This window comes from Pseudomonas huaxiensis (assembly GCF_003231275.1).
Classification (GTDB): domain Bacteria; phylum Pseudomonadota; class Gammaproteobacteria; order Pseudomonadales; family Pseudomonadaceae; genus Aquipseudomonas; species Aquipseudomonas huaxiensis.
Window position 1 is genome coordinate 52,429 of the sequence record NZ_QKVL01000027.1, and the last position, 14,079, is coordinate 66,507.

A 14,079-nucleotide genomic window follows, 5' to 3' on the forward strand; every position below is an offset into this window, starting at 1 on the left:
CGGGCGGAAAACCCGCGTCAGCCCTTGGCCAGCAACAAATCTTCCTCGCTGCACAGACGCTCGCGGCCACTGAAGTACAGCGAGGTCAGCACGCCGACAAAGCCCATCACCGCGCAAAACGCCACGCACACCCACGGACTCCAGGGCATCAACGCGATCAGCATCAACGGCGTGGTACTGGCCCACAGCGCGTAGGCGACGTTGTAGGTGAACGAAATGCCGGATACCCGGATCCGCGCCGGGAACAATCCGACCATCACCGAAGGCACCACCCCTACTACCCCGCAGCCAAGTCCGGCCAGAGCGTAGGCAATGCCGACCGTGTCCCAGCCGGCAACCAGACTGCCGTACAGCGCACCGATGCCCAGCGGCAGTAGCAGCGAATACAGCAGCAGCGCCCGCCAGGCGCCGATGCGATCCACCAGCAGGCCCGCCAGCACGCAGCCGATATTGAGGAAGACAATGCCCAGGCTGCTCAAGGCGAAGGTATGCCCGGCGGTCATGCCGAAGCGCTGCTGCATCACGGTCGGGGTGATCACCACCAGCACCACCACCGCCGAGGTCAATACGCAGGTCAGCAGCACCGCCGGAAGCAACGCCTGACGGTGCTCGCGCAATACCGCCCGCAGTGAAAACTCCTTCGGCCGGTCGCTGCTCTGGCGCGCCAGGGCGAGGAACACCGGCGTCTCGCTGAGCCAGCGGCGCAGCCACACACCGATCACCCCGAACACACCACCGAGCAGGAACGGATAACGCCAGGCGTAATCGAGGATTTCCTGCGGGGTGAACATCTGCGCCAGCGCCGTGGCGGTCAGCGCGCCGAGCAGGTAGCCGAACGTCAAACCGGCCTGCAGGAAGCCCAAGGCATAACCGCGCCGGCCAGGCGGCGCGTGCTCGGCGACGAAGGTCCAGGCGCTGGGCACCTCACCGCCGACCGCCGCGCCCTGCAGGATCCGCAGCGCCAGCAGGATCAGCGGCGCGGCATAGCCGATATCGGCGTAGGTCGGCATCAGCCCGATCAGCAGGCAAGGCAATGCCATCATCAGAATGCTCAGGCTGAAGACTTTCTTGCGCCCGAGATGATCAGCGAAATGCGCCATGAGGATGCCGCCCAGCGGACGCGCCAGGTAGCCCGTGACGAAAATCCCGAAGCTCTGCAACAGCCGCAGCCACTCGGGCATTTCCGGCGGAAAGAACAGCTGGCTGAGGGTCAGGGCGAAGAACACGAAGATGATGAAATCGTAGATTTCCAGCGCGCCGCCCAGCGCCGCCAGGCCGAGGGTCTTGTGGTCACCACGCGACAGGCGCGCGGAGTCGTTGGCAGTCATAAGGGTTTCCGCAGGGATGAACGGGACCGCGCGCAGCCACGCGCGCCTGAACGAGCGCCAGAGCATAACAAAATGAGCCAGGACGCAGGCGTTTCAGGAGGGCCGGGAGAACACCGTCTGCCCCAGGCCCAGCCTTTGTCGGGACGGGGCGTGCGGCGAGTTTTTGCCCTTGGGACTGGGCAACTGACCCAACAGCCGCGGAGTATCGATGATCGCCATGAACGCATGCAGCGTCTCATCGTCCGGAACCTTCGCCAGGCTGATGGTCACCGGCTGGCGCTGCCCCCTGGGCACGGCGGGCATCTTCAGGTGCTGCGACTCATAAAGCAGCGCATGCTGAATCTGCACATTGACCCGGCAGAAACGTTCCAGGTCGACCCCGGCATGGCTGGCCAGGTCGATATTGCCGATCAGCAGGTTGAACGGCAGCAGTGCGTTCTGCACCAGGTGCCGCAGGTCTTCGAAGGACTGTACCGGTGCGATGCGGTAGTAGCCCATGCCGTTGAGCATCTTCTCCAGTTGCAGCAACTGCATGGGATGCGCGTCGGCCAACAGGATTCGCAAGGTTTTGTCAGCCATGGTGAATGACCAAGGTAATAGTTGTTGGGGAACACTCCTTGACCATTCACCACACCGACGAATCGGGCAGCAATTCCGTAGGAACTTTTACTGATAGTTGTCGGGAAACCGTCGGAAATCAAGCGAGCGTCAATATATTGTTGGGATGCCCGTTTTCGGGTCGCTCAGAGCGGCCGTGGATAATACCCAGCAAATGAAAATGGTTCTCACAAAGATTTAGCCATTTCAGCATAGTATTGCCCTCCCCTCGGACGGGCCATCGACGGCCAGCGCCGCGGGTAAATTACAGCGTGCCCCTCTCGTTTATCTGGGAGCCTCCCGTACCGGTGTCAAATGCCGTGCGGGCCGAATCCCTCTGGCTGGAACCCCGCATGAGACGTCCTACTTTCAAACGCCGCCTGCTGATCTGTGCCCTGGGGCTGGTCAGCCTGGGTGCCCTGGTTGCCTGGAAAACACTGCCGGGCAACGACCCGCTGAGTACCGTTGCGGTGACCCGTGGCGATATCGAAAGTAGCGTGACCGCGCTGGGCAATCTGCAACCGCGGCGCTATGTGGACGTCGGCGCCCAGGCGTCCGGGCAGATCCGCAAGCTGCATGTCGAGCCCGGCGACGAAGTGCAGGAAGGCCAATTGCTGGTGGAGATCGATCCGTCGACGCAGCAGGCCAGGCTCGATGCAGGCCGCTATTCCATCGACAACCTCAAGGCGCAGTTGGCCGAACAGCAAGCCCAATACAAGCTCGCCGAGCAGCAGTACAAACGCCAGCAAAGCCTCGCCGCCGGGGGCGCCACCCGCGAGGAAGACGTACAGACCGCCCAGGCACAGCTCAGGGTGACCCAGGCGCGCATCGACATGTTCCGCGCGCAAATCCTTCAAGCCCAGGCGAGCCTTCGCAGTGACGAAGCTGAACTCGGCTACACCCGCATCTACGCACCAATGTCCGGCACCGTGGTCGCGGTGGACGCCCGGGAAGGCCAGACCCTCAACGCCCAGCAGCAGACGCCGTTGATCCTGCGCATCGCCAAGCTGTCGCCGATGACGGTCTGGGCCGAAGTTTCGGAAGCGGATATCGGTCACGTCAAACCCGGCATGACCGCCTACTTCACCACCCTCAGCGGCGGCAAACGGCGCTGGAACAGCACCGTGCGACAGATTCTGCCGATTCCGCCCAAGCCGCTGGATACTTCGTCACAGAGCAGTGGCGGCGGCAGTGGCTCGCGCAGCGCAAGTGGCAGCAGCGGCAAAGTGGTGCTCTATACCGTGCTGCTGGACGTCGACAACCCGGACCACAGCCTGATGGCAGAAATGACCGCCCAGGTGTTCTTCGTCGCCGGCCAGGCACAAAACGTACTGACCGCGCCCGTCGCGGCGCTGGAAGACGACGGCGACAAGGCCGACCAGCGCCTGGTCCAGGTGGTGAACCGCGATGGCAAGATCGAGCAGCGTCATGTGCGCACCGGCCTGAGCGACCGCCTGCGGGTGCAGATCCTTGACGGCCTGGCCGAAGGCGACCACCTGCTGATCGGCGCCCCCATCGCCAGCGGGGGTTGAATGAGCACGCCTCTGATCGAACTGCGGGACATCCGCAAGTCCTACGGCGGTATCGACACGCCCAAGGTGGAAGTGGTTCGCGGCGTGAGCCTGGCCATCCATCCCGGTGAGTTCGTCGCCATCGTCGGCGCCTCCGGCTCCGGCAAATCGACGCTGATGAATATCCTTGGCTGCCTCGACCGCCCCACCAGCGGCGAATACTTCTTCGCCGGCAAGGACGTCGCCGACCTGGACAGCGACGAACTGGCCTGGCTGCGCCGCGAGGCGTTCGGCTTCGTCTTCCAGGGCTATCACCTGATCACCTCGGGCTCGGCCCAGGAAAACGTCGAGATGCCGGCAATCTATGCCGGTACGCCCGCCGCCGAGCGCCACGCCCGCGCCGCTGCCCTGCTCGACCGCCTCGGCCTCGGCGACCGCACCGGCAACCGCCCACACCAGCTCTCCGGTGGCCAACAGCAACGGGTGTCGATCGCCCGTGCGCTGATGAACGGCGGTCACATCATTCTTGCCGACGAACCCACCGGCGCCCTCGACAGCAAGAGCGGCGCCGAGGTCATGGCGCTGCTAGACGAGCTGGCCAGCCAGGGCCACGTGATCATCCTGATTACCCATGACCGCGAGGTCGCCGCCCGGGCCCAGCGGGTCATCGAGATTCGCGACGGTCTGGTCATCAGTGACTCGGCCAACGAGCAGCCCGAACGGCAGCCGGCCAAAGCCGGCCCGAAAGCCGAGGAACTGCGCCAGTACCTCGACCACGGCTCGACCCAGACCGGCGCCTGGAAAGGCGAACTGGTGGAAGCCCTGCAGGCCGCCTGGCGGGTCATGTGGATCAATCGCTTCCGCACCGCGCTGACCCTGCTCGGCATCGTGATCGGCGTGGCGTCGGTGGTAGTAATGCTGGCCGTCGGTGAAGGCAGCAAACGCCAGGTGGTGGCGCAGATGGCCGCCTTCGGCTCGAACATTCTTTACCTCAGCGGCAAGTCGGCGAGCATGCACGAGCCCGCCGGGATCATCACCCTCGACGATGTCGAGGCGGTCGGCGGGCTGCCGCAGGTGAAAAAGATCATGCCGGTGATCGGCAACCAGTTGATGGTGCGCTACGCCAACAACAGTCAGAAGTTCTACGTCGGCGGCAACAACACCTGGTTCTCGGAAATCTTCAACTGGCCGGTGGTCGAGGGCAGTTTCTTCACCGAGTCCGACGAGCTGAGCGCGGCCTCGGTGGCGGTGATCGGGCAGAAGGTCAAAGAGAAACTGTTCGCTGAACGCAGCCCCATCGGCCAGTACATCCTGATTGGCAACGTGCCGTTCCAGGTGCTCGGCGTGCTCGCCGGCAAGGGCTCCAGTTCCGGCGACCAGGACAGCGATGGGCGCATCGTGGTGCCCTACTCGGCCGCCGCCATCCGCCTGTTCGGCAGCCGCGACCCTGAATACGTGACCATCGCCGCTGCCGATTCGGCCCGGGTCAAGGAAACCGAAGCCGCCATCGACCAACTGATGCGCAAGCTGCACCGCGGCAAGCACGACTACGAACTGACCAACTACGCGGCACTGATCCAGGCCGAGGCCCGCACGCAGAACACCCTGTCGCTGATGCTCGGCGCGATCGCGGCGATTTCCCTGCTGGTGGGCGGCATCGGGGTGATGAACATCATGCTGATGACCGTGCGCGAGCGGACCCGCGAGATCGGCATCCGCATGGCCACCGGCGCCCGCCAGCGCGACATCCTGCGCCAGTTCCTGACCGAGGCGGTGATGCTGTCGATGGTCGGCGGCGTCACCGGCATCGCCGTGGCCATGCTGATCGGCGGCGGCCTGATGCTGGCCGACATTGCCGTGGCGTTTTCCCTCGGTGCCGTGCTCGGTGCCTTCACCTGCGCCGTCATCACCGGCGTGGTGTTCGGCTTCATGCCGGCACGCAAAGCGGCCCGGCTCGATCCGGTCAAAGCCCTGACAAGCGAATAATCGATGACATTGCCCAGCCGTCTCAGCCTCCTGTCCCTGTGCGTATTGCTCGGTGCCTGCGCCAACAGCGCCCCCGACGCCGCTCCGCCAGCGGCCCCCGAACACTGGCAAGGCCAGCATGACCCGGCCACGTCGATTGCCGACGGGCCGTGGTGGCAGGCCTTCGCCAGCCCGCAACTGAACGCCTTGATCGAGCAGGCGCGCGGCAACAGCTTCGACCTCGCCGCGGCCGTGGCGCGAATCCGCCAGGCCCAGGCCAGTGCGGTCATCGCCGGCGCGCCGCTGCTGCCGGAGGTGAAGTTCGGCCTTAACGCCAGCCGCGAGCGACTGCTGCGCGGCAGCGGCTACAACGGCATTGATGCGACCAGCAGCGAACGCACCTACACCGCCTTCAGCACCGGACTCAGCGCCAGTTACGAAATAGACTTTTGGGGCGGCAAGGCTGCGGCCCTCGACAGTGCGCTGCGCAGCCTCGATGCCAGCCGCTTCGACCGCCAGACCGTGGAACTGACGCTGTTCAGCGGCGTGGCCAGCAGCTACCTGCAAAGCCTCGCGCTGGCCGAACAAGTGCGTATCGCCCGCCTGAACCTGAGCAATGCCCGCGACGTCTTGCAAGTGGTGCAGACCCGTCACGACGCAGGTTCCGCGACCGCCCTGGAACTGGCGCAACAGCGCAGCCTGGTCGCGGCGCAAGAGCGCCAGGTGCCGCAGCTCGAACAACAACTGCAGGACACCCGCATCACCCTGGCGACCTTGCTGGGCGAACCGGTTCAAGCGCTGCCGCTGACCGGCGAAGACTTCGCCGCGATCAACTGGCCGCGCATCGGCACCGGCGTGCCCAGCGACCTGCTCAGCCGCCGCCCGGACATCGCCGCCGCCGAAGCACGGCTGGCGGCGGCCGAGGCCAATGTACAAGTGGCCCGCGCCGCGATGCTGCCGAGCCTGACCTTGGGCGCCAACCTCGCGTCCGGTTCGCAGGTCTTCGACCGCTTGTTGCGCAGCCCCTACTACAACCTGACGGCTGGACTGGCGGCGCCGATTTTCGACAGCGGCCGGCTCAAGGCCGAACGCGACCGGGCCCGCGCCGAGCAGGAAGAACTGCTCCAGCGTTATCACGCCAGCATCGTTTCCGGCTTCGGTGATGTGGAGAAGGCGCTGAACAGCATTGGCGGGGTCGATCGCCAGCGGCAGTGGCAGGACGAAGAAGTGCGTCAGGCACGCACCGCCTTCGAACTGGCGGAACGGCGCTATCGGGCCGGGGCGGAAACGCTGCTGACGGTGCTGGAAACCCAGCGCACCCTCTACCAGGCCCAGGACCAGCAGGTGCAATTGCGCCTGGCGCGGGTGCAGGGCAGCGTGGCGCTGTACAAGGCGTTGGGGGGTGGGTGGCAGGTGACGGAGGTTCGCTGAGCTAGAAAGGGGGGACCGCTCGCGGTCCCTTACGAAGCAATCCCTTTCATCGACAAATGCCGCGCATACCACGGCCGTTGCGGCACGCGCTTGAACAGCGGCTTGAGCTTGTCTTCCTCGGCAAAGATGAGGCGCAACGCCAGCTTCATCGTCTCGATATCCATCTCCACCGACTTGCCCGGGAACATGCCCGGCGTGGTGCTGCAGCCATGGGTGGTCGGCCCCAGCCACGGATCCTCGACTTCGTTCCAGCGCCCCGGCGCGAACCATTCCACGCCATTGACCTGAAGGCGCCGAACCTGGCCCGGGTTATGCCGTTCCTGGGCGCGGAACCAGTCGTCGATGCGGTCGTCGATCCAGCCATGAAAGCCCCAGAACACCGGGTTCACATGGGATGAAAACGGATCGCCGAGGAAGTCGTTGCTGGCGCCATACCAGCGGGCGGCAAAGTCCGACGGATTGCGGGCGAACGGCACCGGCGCGCCATTGGACGGGTCACGCGGGACTGACGCCCAGCACATGTGCAGCCAGTCGTGCAGGTTCATTTCCAGTTCCGAACCCAGCTCGCCGAGGGTCATGCGCGACAGGTACAGCGGGTCCTGGTATTGCGATTCCCAGACCTGGAAGTTGCTGCAGAAAGTCTCCTGCGCCTTGATCGCCGCCACCCACTGGGTGTATTCGCTGTCCCCCGAGGCCAGCCAGGTCGGCGGTACGCTGTAGCCATCGTGGTTGTCGAAGTAGCGGGCGAAACCGTGGCGATCGAACTCGACGCTGGGCTGCGGCAAAGGGAAATGGGTCCAGGACGGCAATGCCTGGAAGGTGCGTGCGGTGTTGAGCATGTGCCGGTGCATGAACAGGAAGTCCACCCCGGAACCGTTGCGGTGCTTGCGTGGCCCGCGGGCATCACGCTCGTTGTCCCGCGGCCCGGGCTGCCAACCGAGGCCGCGCAGGGCACCATGCTGCTCTTCGGAGAGCCTGTGCCATTTGTCCCGGGTTGAATGCCAAAGCTGGTGGAACAACCGGTGCTCGGCGCCGATCAGCCAGTCGCGTAATTCAGGGGTGTAGGCAATGCGCTCGCGCGCTTCGGGAAACATCCGCTTAACGGCGACGAAATGGCTGTCTTGCAGAGGCAATGCCATCGACCGGTCGAGGCGCTGCAGGTTACCGCTGAGGGTTCCGCTTCCGGCATTGCCGAAACTGCCCCAAACCTCGTCCAGTGTGGCAATGCACTCGAAACCTGGCCCACCCTGGTTGCTCAGCAGCCGCCAGCGCACTTGCTTGCTGGAAGCGCCGACCAGATCGCCCAGCACCCGATAGGCCACCGGACCGGGTTGTTCCAGCCGCTCACCGGTATCCAGCACACCGCGTAGGCCACGGCCTTTGGCGGCGATATCCAGGTACAACTGCGCGCCTTCGCGCGATAGCCCCGGCAAGCCGCCATCGACGCCGGTGAAGCGGATATCCCAGACACCCCGCAGTTGATTGGCCAGTTGCTGACCGGCGATATCCGCCAGTTCGACGCTGGCTTCGCCTGGGGTGACAATGTCGTCCTCGGGGTCATGGGTCAGCTTGCGATGGCCGTAGTAGACCGCCGGCACCGCCGCGCTGGTCAACGCCAGACCTGCTATGAATCCCCGTCGAGATATCGTCATTGCCCACCCGTGCCAGCCATGGAAACCACTTATGTCCAAGCTAGAACGTTGAATTGGGTGGGAAATTTAGGGGTTATTGCAGGTCACACCGTCTCGCCGCGCAATGGCATCTGCAGCAACACCCGCAGACCGTCGGGGCGGCTGTCGAAATGCAATGAACAGGCACAGCGCTGGACGATCGCCTGGACGATCGCCAACCCCAGGCCGCTGCCCTCACTTTGACCATTGCGCCAGAAGCGCTGGGTCAGGTGCTGCAGGTGCTGCTCGGGAATGCCGGGGCCATGGTCGCGGACGAGGAATCCGACCCGGCCCTCCTCCACATGCACCTCCAGTTCCACCGGGGTTTCGCCGGTGCTGTGGCGCAGAGCGTTATCCAGCAGGTTGCGCAGTGCCGCCACCGCCAACCCGGCCGGCATGTCCAACTGCACCTGTCCGGCCCGTTGCGGCGCCTGCAAGACGATACGACGGTTGTCGCCAGTATCCTGAATGGCCTGGCGAGCGGCCTGTTCGGCGCTGCACTGCACGCCATCGTCGAATGACAGACTGCCCTCGACCCGCGCCAGCAGCAGCAACTGTTCGAGGGTCCGGTGCAGGCGGTCGGCGCCCTGCTCGGCATGCTCAAGGGCCTGCTCGCGCACGCTGCCATCGGTCATCCGCGCCACTTGCAGGTGGGTCTTGATTGCGGTCAGCGGGCTACGCAGTTCGTGGGCGGCATCGCCGGTCAGTCGGCGCTCGCGTTCGATGGTCTGGCCAATGCGCAGGAACAACTGATTCTGGGTGTCCAGCAACGGCTGCAACTCGCTGGGTACCGCCTTGATCTGCAGGGGCTCGACGGAGTCCGGGCTACGCCTGCGCAGGGCGTCGCGCATCCAGTTCAGCGGCGCCAGGCCCTTGCCGATACCGACCCAGAGCAAGCCGAGACTACCGAGCAGGGCCACCAGCACCGGCGCCGACGCCGCCAGCAGAATCGAGCGGTTCAGCGCCTCGCGTTCGAGGTGACGGTCGGCGGTGGTAATACGGATATCGCCGTGGGCGAAGGTGAAACTGCGCCAGCGCGCGCCATCGATCATCTGGTCATGGAAGCCGCCGCGCCCGTCGTCCAGGTGCTGGTCGGCATTCTGATGGCTGCGGGCGAGGATCTCGCCGCGCAGCGAAGTGACCTGGCAGGCCATGCCGTCAGGGACGCTCAACTGATCGGCGCTGAGGTGAGTGCCCTCGCCCTTGCTGGTCAACGGCTGCGGCAACTGGTCGATCAGCCCGGCGACCATCCGCGCCGACGCCACCAGGCGCTGGTCGAGGGAAAACATCATTTGCTGACGCAGGTCGCGCAGCATCCAGGCGGCGGCCAGGGCCCAGATCAGGACGAAGGCGGTGCCGAGAATCAGGCTCAGACGCAGGCGCAGGCTCATCACGGCGACTCGGGCAATTGCGCCGGGCCCAAACGGTAGCCCAGACCGCGGACGGTCTCGACGATGCCGTTGCCCAACTTGCGGCGCAGATGGTGGATGTGCACGTTCAGGGCATTGCTCTCCACTTCGTCGCCAAAGCCGTAGACGCTGTCCTTGAGTTGCTCGCTGGAAAGGACCCGGCCGGGGTTGTTCAGCAGCGCCTGGAGCAACGCCTGCTCGCGCCGCGACAGGTCCACTGGCTGGCCGCCCAGACTCGTTTCGCAACTGCTCGGGTCGAAGCTCAGCGGACCGTGCTCGATGACATTCACGCAGCGCCCGGCCATGCGCCGCACCAGGGTGTGCAGGCGAGCGGCGAGTTCACGCAGGTCGAAGGGTTTGAGCAGGTAATCGTCGGCTCCGGCCTGCAGGCCGTCGACGCGGTCGGTCACCGCGTCGCGCGCGGTGAGAATCAGCACCGGCAGGCGTTCGCCTTGCTGGCGCAAGCGCTGCAACAGCTTGAGACCGTCTTCGTCGGGAAGCCCGAGGTCGAGCACCATCACATCGAAGTGCGCGGCCTGGAGCATGGCGCGCGCGGCACCGGCATTGGCCACGCGGTCCACGGTCAGGCCCTGGGCGCTCAGGCCGGCAATGATGCCGCTGGCGATCAGGTCGTCGTCTTCACAGAGCAGTACATGCATGGGCAGATTCGGTCATCGACGGAGAAGGCCTGCAGTGAGCCAGAGCAGGATTAACCGGGGATTATGCCCTGCGCCGCACACCCCGTCGCCTGCCGGCCAGCGGCTTAACCCTGGGTTAATCCAGGGTCGGCAGCCTTGTTCGCTCATGACCTTCCAAGGCTTCGACATGCGTGCATTGCTGCTGGCGATCCTCTGCCTGTTCACTTCCCTGAGCCAGGCGCAGAGCTTCGCCAACCCCTTCGCTCAGAGCGACTTCCTCCCGGTGGAAAAGGCCTTCGTCTTTACCAGCGAACGCCTGCCGTCCGGTCAGACCCGCCTGCACTGGGCCATCACCGACGGTTATTACCTGTACCAGAAGCGCCTGAAGTTCGACGGCCTCGCACCGGAGCAGATTCCTCCGCTGCCCCAGGCGCTGCCGCACCACGATGAGTTCTTCGGTGAAACGCCGGTCTACCGCGGCGAGCTTGAGCTGGTGCTGCCCGCCTCGGCCCAGGGCACCTTGCGCATGGGCTGGCAGGGCTGCGCCGATGCCGGGCTGTGCTATCCACCGCAGACTTCGCTGGTGAGCCTCGGCGGTGTCAGCGCCGACACTCCTCAGGCCAGCATCCAGGCCAACGATCAGGCCCTCGCCGGCACCCTGCAACAGCAAAACCTGGGCTGGGGGCTGCTGGTGTTCTTCGGCCTTGGTCTGTTGCTCGCCTTTACGCCCTGCTCATTGCCGATGCTGCCGATCCTCGCCGGACTGGTGATGGGCAACAACGCCAGTAGTCGCCGCGGCTGGGCTCTGGCGGGTACTTACGTGTTGAGCATGGCGCTGGTGTACGCCGCGCTCGGCGTGGTCGCCGCCCTGCTCGGCTCGAACCTGCAGGCCTGGCTGCAACAACCCTGGTTGCTGGGCAGCCTGGCCGCGTTGTTCGTGCTGCTGGCCCTGCCGATGTTCGGCGCCTTCGAACTGCAATTGCCGATGTTCCTCCGCGATCGCCTGGAGCGTGCCGGGCGCCAAACCCGTGGTGGCAGCCTGTATGGCGCGGCGGCGCTGGGCGCGCTGTCCGGCTTGTTGATGGGGCCGTGCATGACCGCGCCGCTGGCCGGCGCCCTGCTGTATATCGCGCAGAGCGGCAATGCTTGGCACGGTGCGCTGGTGCTGTTCAGCCTGGGACTGGGCATGGGCCTGCCGCTGTTGTTGCTGGTCACCGTGGGCAATCGCTACCTGCCGCGTCCGGGCGCGTGGATGACTCTGGTCAAGGGTCTTTTCGGCTTCGTCTTCCTCGCCATGGCCCTGTACACGTTGCGCGTGGTGCTGGAGCCCGCGCTGTGGCTCGGACTGGCAGGCGCCTGGCTGCTGGCCCTGGCCTGGAGCGCCTGGCCGGCACTGCACCAATGGCGTGCGGCGCAACCCTTGATGCTTATCGTCGGGCTGTGGGGCTTAATGTCGATCATCGGCGCTGCCGGTGGTGGCAGCAATCCCTGGCAACCGTTGCAGCCTTACAGCGCGCCTCGTGCCACCGCCGGCGCGGTGACTGCCCCGGTCGACGCCTTCACCACCGTCAGCACCCCGCAGGCCTTGCAGGCCGAGCTGGATGCGGCCCGCAGCCAGGGCCAGTGGGTGTTTCTCGACTACTATGCCGACTGGTGCGTGTCCTGCAAGGTCATGGAAAAGCAGGTGTTCGCCCGCGCTGATGTGCTCGCGGCGCTGAGTGGCGTGCGTCTGGTACGCCTGGATGTCACCGCCGACGCGCCGGCCGCTCGCGAGTTGCTGTCGCGTTACCAGGTGCCCGGCCCGCCCAGCATGCTGTGGATCGGCCCCGATGGCGAAGAACGGCGCAGCCGCCGGCTGGTGGGTGAAGTGGACGCCGCGACCTTCCTGCAACACTGGAATGCAACCAGGAGCCAAGGCTGATGCTGACGGTGAATATCGGCCCGGTGGCCATGGCCCTCGATCACGTGCTGCTGCTTGCGGCACTGGGCCTGGCGACCCTGGTCGGCTGGCGCGTGGCCAAGCGTGGCGGCGACAATCCGGAGTCCTCGCTGTTCGGCCTGTTTCTCCTCGGCCTGCTGGGCGCGCGGGTCGGTTTCGTCATCGCCTACTGGTCGATGTACCGGGACGATCCGCTGCAAATCATCGATATCCGCGACGGTGGTTTCTCGCCCTGGGCCGGCCTGCTGGCAGTGCTGATCGGTGCCGTCTGGACCGGCTGGCGCAAACCGGCGAGGCGCCGCCCGCTGGGCTGGGGATTGTGCAGTGGCGCGCTGTTCTGGCTGCTGGCCAGTTGGGGCAGCCATCTTTACGAGCAAGGCACGCAGTTGCCGCAACTGAGCCTGCTCGATGCCCGCGGTCAATCCGTCGCCCTCGACAGTCATCGCGGCCGCCCGCTGGTGATCAACCTGTGGGCGACCTGGTGCCCGCCCTGCCGCCGCGAAATGCCGGTGTTGCAACAGGCACAACACGACTATCCAGGCGTCACCTTCCTCTTCGTCAATCAGGGTGAGACGCCACAGATCGTCACCAATTTTCTCGCCACCACCGGCCTGAACCTGTCCCACGTGCTGTTCGATGCCGGCGGACAACTGGCCGCGCAGGTCGGCTCCATGGCGCTGCCTACCACACTGTTCTACGACGCCGACGGGCGCCTGGTCGGCAGCCATCTCGGCGAGCTGTCCCGCGCCAGCCTGCGTCACGCGCTGCAATCGTTCGAGAATGTGCCGAGCGCTCCCCTTTCAGAAACAAGGAATACACCATGAGGATCCCGATCTACCTGAGCCTGGCCCTGGGCATTTTCGCCAGCCCGCTGGTTTTGGCCGAGGAACTGCCCGACGCGGTCAAGCAGATCGAAGCCAAGGGCGCGAAGATCGTCGGCAGCTTCGATGCCCCCAACGGCCTGAAAGGCTATGCCGCGCAGTTCCAGAACCGCGGCGTGGCGCTGTACCTGACGCCGGACGGCAAGCATGTACTGGTGGGCAGCCTGTTCGATCAGCAGGGTCGCGACCTGAGCGAGAAACCGCTGGAACAACTGGTGTACGCACCCATGGCCAAGGAAGTCTGGGCAAAGATGGAAAAGACCGCCTGGATCGCCGACGGCAAAGCGGATGCGCCGCGCATCGTCTATTTGTTCAGTGACCCCAACTGCCCTTACTGCAACATGTTCTGGGAACAGGCGCGGCCGTGGGTCGAGTCGGGCAAAGTGCAGTTGCGCCACATCATGGTCGGCATCATTCGCGAAGACAGCCCGGCCAAGTCCGCGTCGCTACTGGCCAGCAAGGACCCGCAAAAAGCCCTGCATGACCACGAAAGCGCCGGCAAGGCCAGCACCCTCAAGGCGCTGGAAAAAATCCCGGCGCAGGTGCAGGCCAAACTCGACGCCAACCTGGCCCTGATGAACGAACTGGGCCTGTCCGCCACCCCGGCGATTTTCTATCTGGACGATCAGCAGCGCCTGCAGCAACAGCAAGGCGCACCGCGTCCGGAACTGCTCGGCAAGATCCTCGGCAAGCGCTGAACACTCCTCCCG

The 14,079-nt window shown here is 65.3% G+C and carries 11 protein-coding genes; 6 read left to right on the forward strand and 5 right to left on the reverse strand.

Annotated elements, in window-relative coordinates:
- Positions 1-17: 17 nt before the first annotated feature.
- A complete protein-coding gene (locus tag DM374_RS23115) occupies positions 18-1,328 on the reverse strand; it encodes an MFS transporter (RefSeq protein ID WP_095157134.1) in 1,311 nt (436 codons plus the stop codon).
- Between the two features lie 93 nt (positions 1,329-1,421).
- On the reverse strand, positions 1,422-1,907 hold the full coding sequence (locus DM374_RS23120; protein ID WP_110971966.1) for an ANTAR domain-containing protein: 486 nt from the start codon (positions 1,905-1,907) through the stop codon (positions 1,422-1,424).
- A gap of 371 nt (positions 1,908-2,278) precedes the next feature.
- Between DM374_RS23120 and DM374_RS23125 the strand changes: the two genes are divergently transcribed.
- From DM374_RS23125 to DM374_RS23135, 3 genes are read left to right on the forward strand one after another with little or no spacing between them, the layout of a single operon-like run.
- A complete protein-coding gene (locus DM374_RS23125) occupies positions 2,279-3,457 on the forward strand; it encodes an efflux RND transporter periplasmic adaptor subunit (RefSeq protein ID WP_110971967.1) in 1,179 nt (392 codons plus the stop codon).
- Entirely contained in the window at positions 3,458-5,422 is a 1,965-nt protein-coding gene (locus DM374_RS23130; protein WP_110971968.1) for a MacB family efflux pump subunit, read from the forward strand.
- A gap of 3 nt (positions 5,423-5,425) precedes the next feature.
- Positions 5,426-6,832, forward strand: coding sequence for an efflux transporter outer membrane subunit (locus DM374_RS23135; protein ID WP_110971969.1), 1,407 nt, complete (start codon positions 5,426-5,428; stop codon positions 6,830-6,832).
- 29 nt (positions 6,833-6,861) lie between these two features.
- Here DM374_RS23135 and pvdP read toward each other — a convergent pair whose 3' ends face one another.
- The 3 genes from pvdP to DM374_RS23150 form a co-directional block, all read right to left on the reverse strand.
- Entirely contained in the window at positions 6,862-8,484 is a 1,623-nt protein-coding gene (gene pvdP / locus DM374_RS23140) for a pyoverdine maturation tyrosinase PvdP (RefSeq protein ID WP_110971970.1), read from the reverse strand.
- A gap of 83 nt (positions 8,485-8,567) precedes the next feature.
- Positions 8,568-9,893 (reverse strand): ATP-binding protein, encoded by a 1,326-nt coding sequence (locus tag DM374_RS23145; protein ID WP_110971971.1) that lies wholly within the window; start codon positions 9,891-9,893, stop codon positions 8,568-8,570.
- The gene (locus DM374_RS23150; RefSeq protein WP_110971972.1) at positions 9,893-10,570 is read right to left on the reverse strand and encodes a response regulator; all 678 of its coding nucleotides are present in this window, start codon (positions 10,568-10,570) and stop codon (positions 9,893-9,895) included. The genes DM374_RS23145 and DM374_RS23150 overlap by 1 nt, the downstream gene beginning before the upstream one ends.
- 166 nt (positions 10,571-10,736) lie before the next feature.
- Here DM374_RS23150 and dsbD point away from each other — a divergent pair, with 166 nt between their 5' ends.
- The 3 genes from dsbD to dsbG are packed head-to-tail and all read left to right on the forward strand — an operon-like array spanning position 10,737 to position 14,067.
- On the forward strand, positions 10,737-12,470 hold the full coding sequence (gene dsbD / locus DM374_RS23155; RefSeq protein WP_110971996.1) for a protein-disulfide reductase DsbD: 1,734 nt from the start codon (positions 10,737-10,739) through the stop codon (positions 12,468-12,470).
- Positions 12,470-13,312 carry a TlpA family protein disulfide reductase gene (locus tag DM374_RS23160; protein ID WP_110971973.1) on the forward strand — a complete coding sequence of 281 codons (843 nt, stop codon included), beginning with the start codon at positions 12,470-12,472 and terminating at the stop codon, positions 13,310-13,312. Before dsbD ends, DM374_RS23160 begins: the two co-directional genes overlap by 1 nt.
- Entirely contained in the window at positions 13,309-14,067 is a 759-nt protein-coding gene (dsbG, locus tag DM374_RS23165; RefSeq protein ID WP_110971974.1) for a thiol:disulfide interchange protein DsbG, read from the forward strand. The genes DM374_RS23160 and dsbG overlap by 4 nt, the downstream gene beginning before the upstream one ends.
- The last annotated feature ends 12 nt before the right edge of the window (positions 14,068-14,079 follow it).

What these genes read in the sequence shown, in the direction of transcription:
- DM374_RS23115 (WP_095157134.1), bottom strand. Translation starts at nt 1,328, where the DNA reads ATGACTGCCAACGACTCCGCGCGCCTGTCGCGTGGTGACCACAAGACC.
- DM374_RS23120 (WP_110971966.1), bottom strand. Translation starts at nt 1,907, where the DNA reads ATGGCTGACAAAACCTTGCGAATCCTGTTGGCCGACGCGCATCCCATG.
- DM374_RS23125 (WP_110971967.1), top strand. Translation starts at nt 2,279, where the DNA reads ATGAGACGTCCTACTTTCAAACGCCGCCTGCTGATCTGTGCCCTGGGG.
- DM374_RS23130 (WP_110971968.1), top strand. Translation starts at nt 3,458, where the DNA reads ATGAGCACGCCTCTGATCGAACTGCGGGACATCCGCAAGTCCTACGGC.
- DM374_RS23135 (WP_110971969.1), top strand. Translation starts at nt 5,426, where the DNA reads ATGACATTGCCCAGCCGTCTCAGCCTCCTGTCCCTGTGCGTATTGCTC.
- pvdP (WP_110971970.1), bottom strand. Translation starts at nt 8,484, where the DNA reads ATGACGATATCTCGACGGGGATTCATAGCAGGTCTGGCGTTGACCAGC.
- DM374_RS23145 (WP_110971971.1), bottom strand. Translation starts at nt 9,893, where the DNA reads ATGAGCCTGCGCCTGCGTCTGAGCCTGATTCTCGGCACCGCCTTCGTC.
- DM374_RS23150 (WP_110971972.1), bottom strand. Translation starts at nt 10,570, where the DNA reads ATGCATGTACTGCTCTGTGAAGACGACGACCTGATCGCCAGCGGCATC.
- dsbD (WP_110971996.1), top strand. Translation starts at nt 10,737, where the DNA reads ATGCGTGCATTGCTGCTGGCGATCCTCTGCCTGTTCACTTCCCTGAGC.
- DM374_RS23160 (WP_110971973.1), top strand. Translation starts at nt 12,470, where the DNA reads ATGCTGACGGTGAATATCGGCCCGGTGGCCATGGCCCTCGATCACGTG.
- dsbG (WP_110971974.1), top strand. Translation starts at nt 13,309, where the DNA reads ATGAGGATCCCGATCTACCTGAGCCTGGCCCTGGGCATTTTCGCCAGC.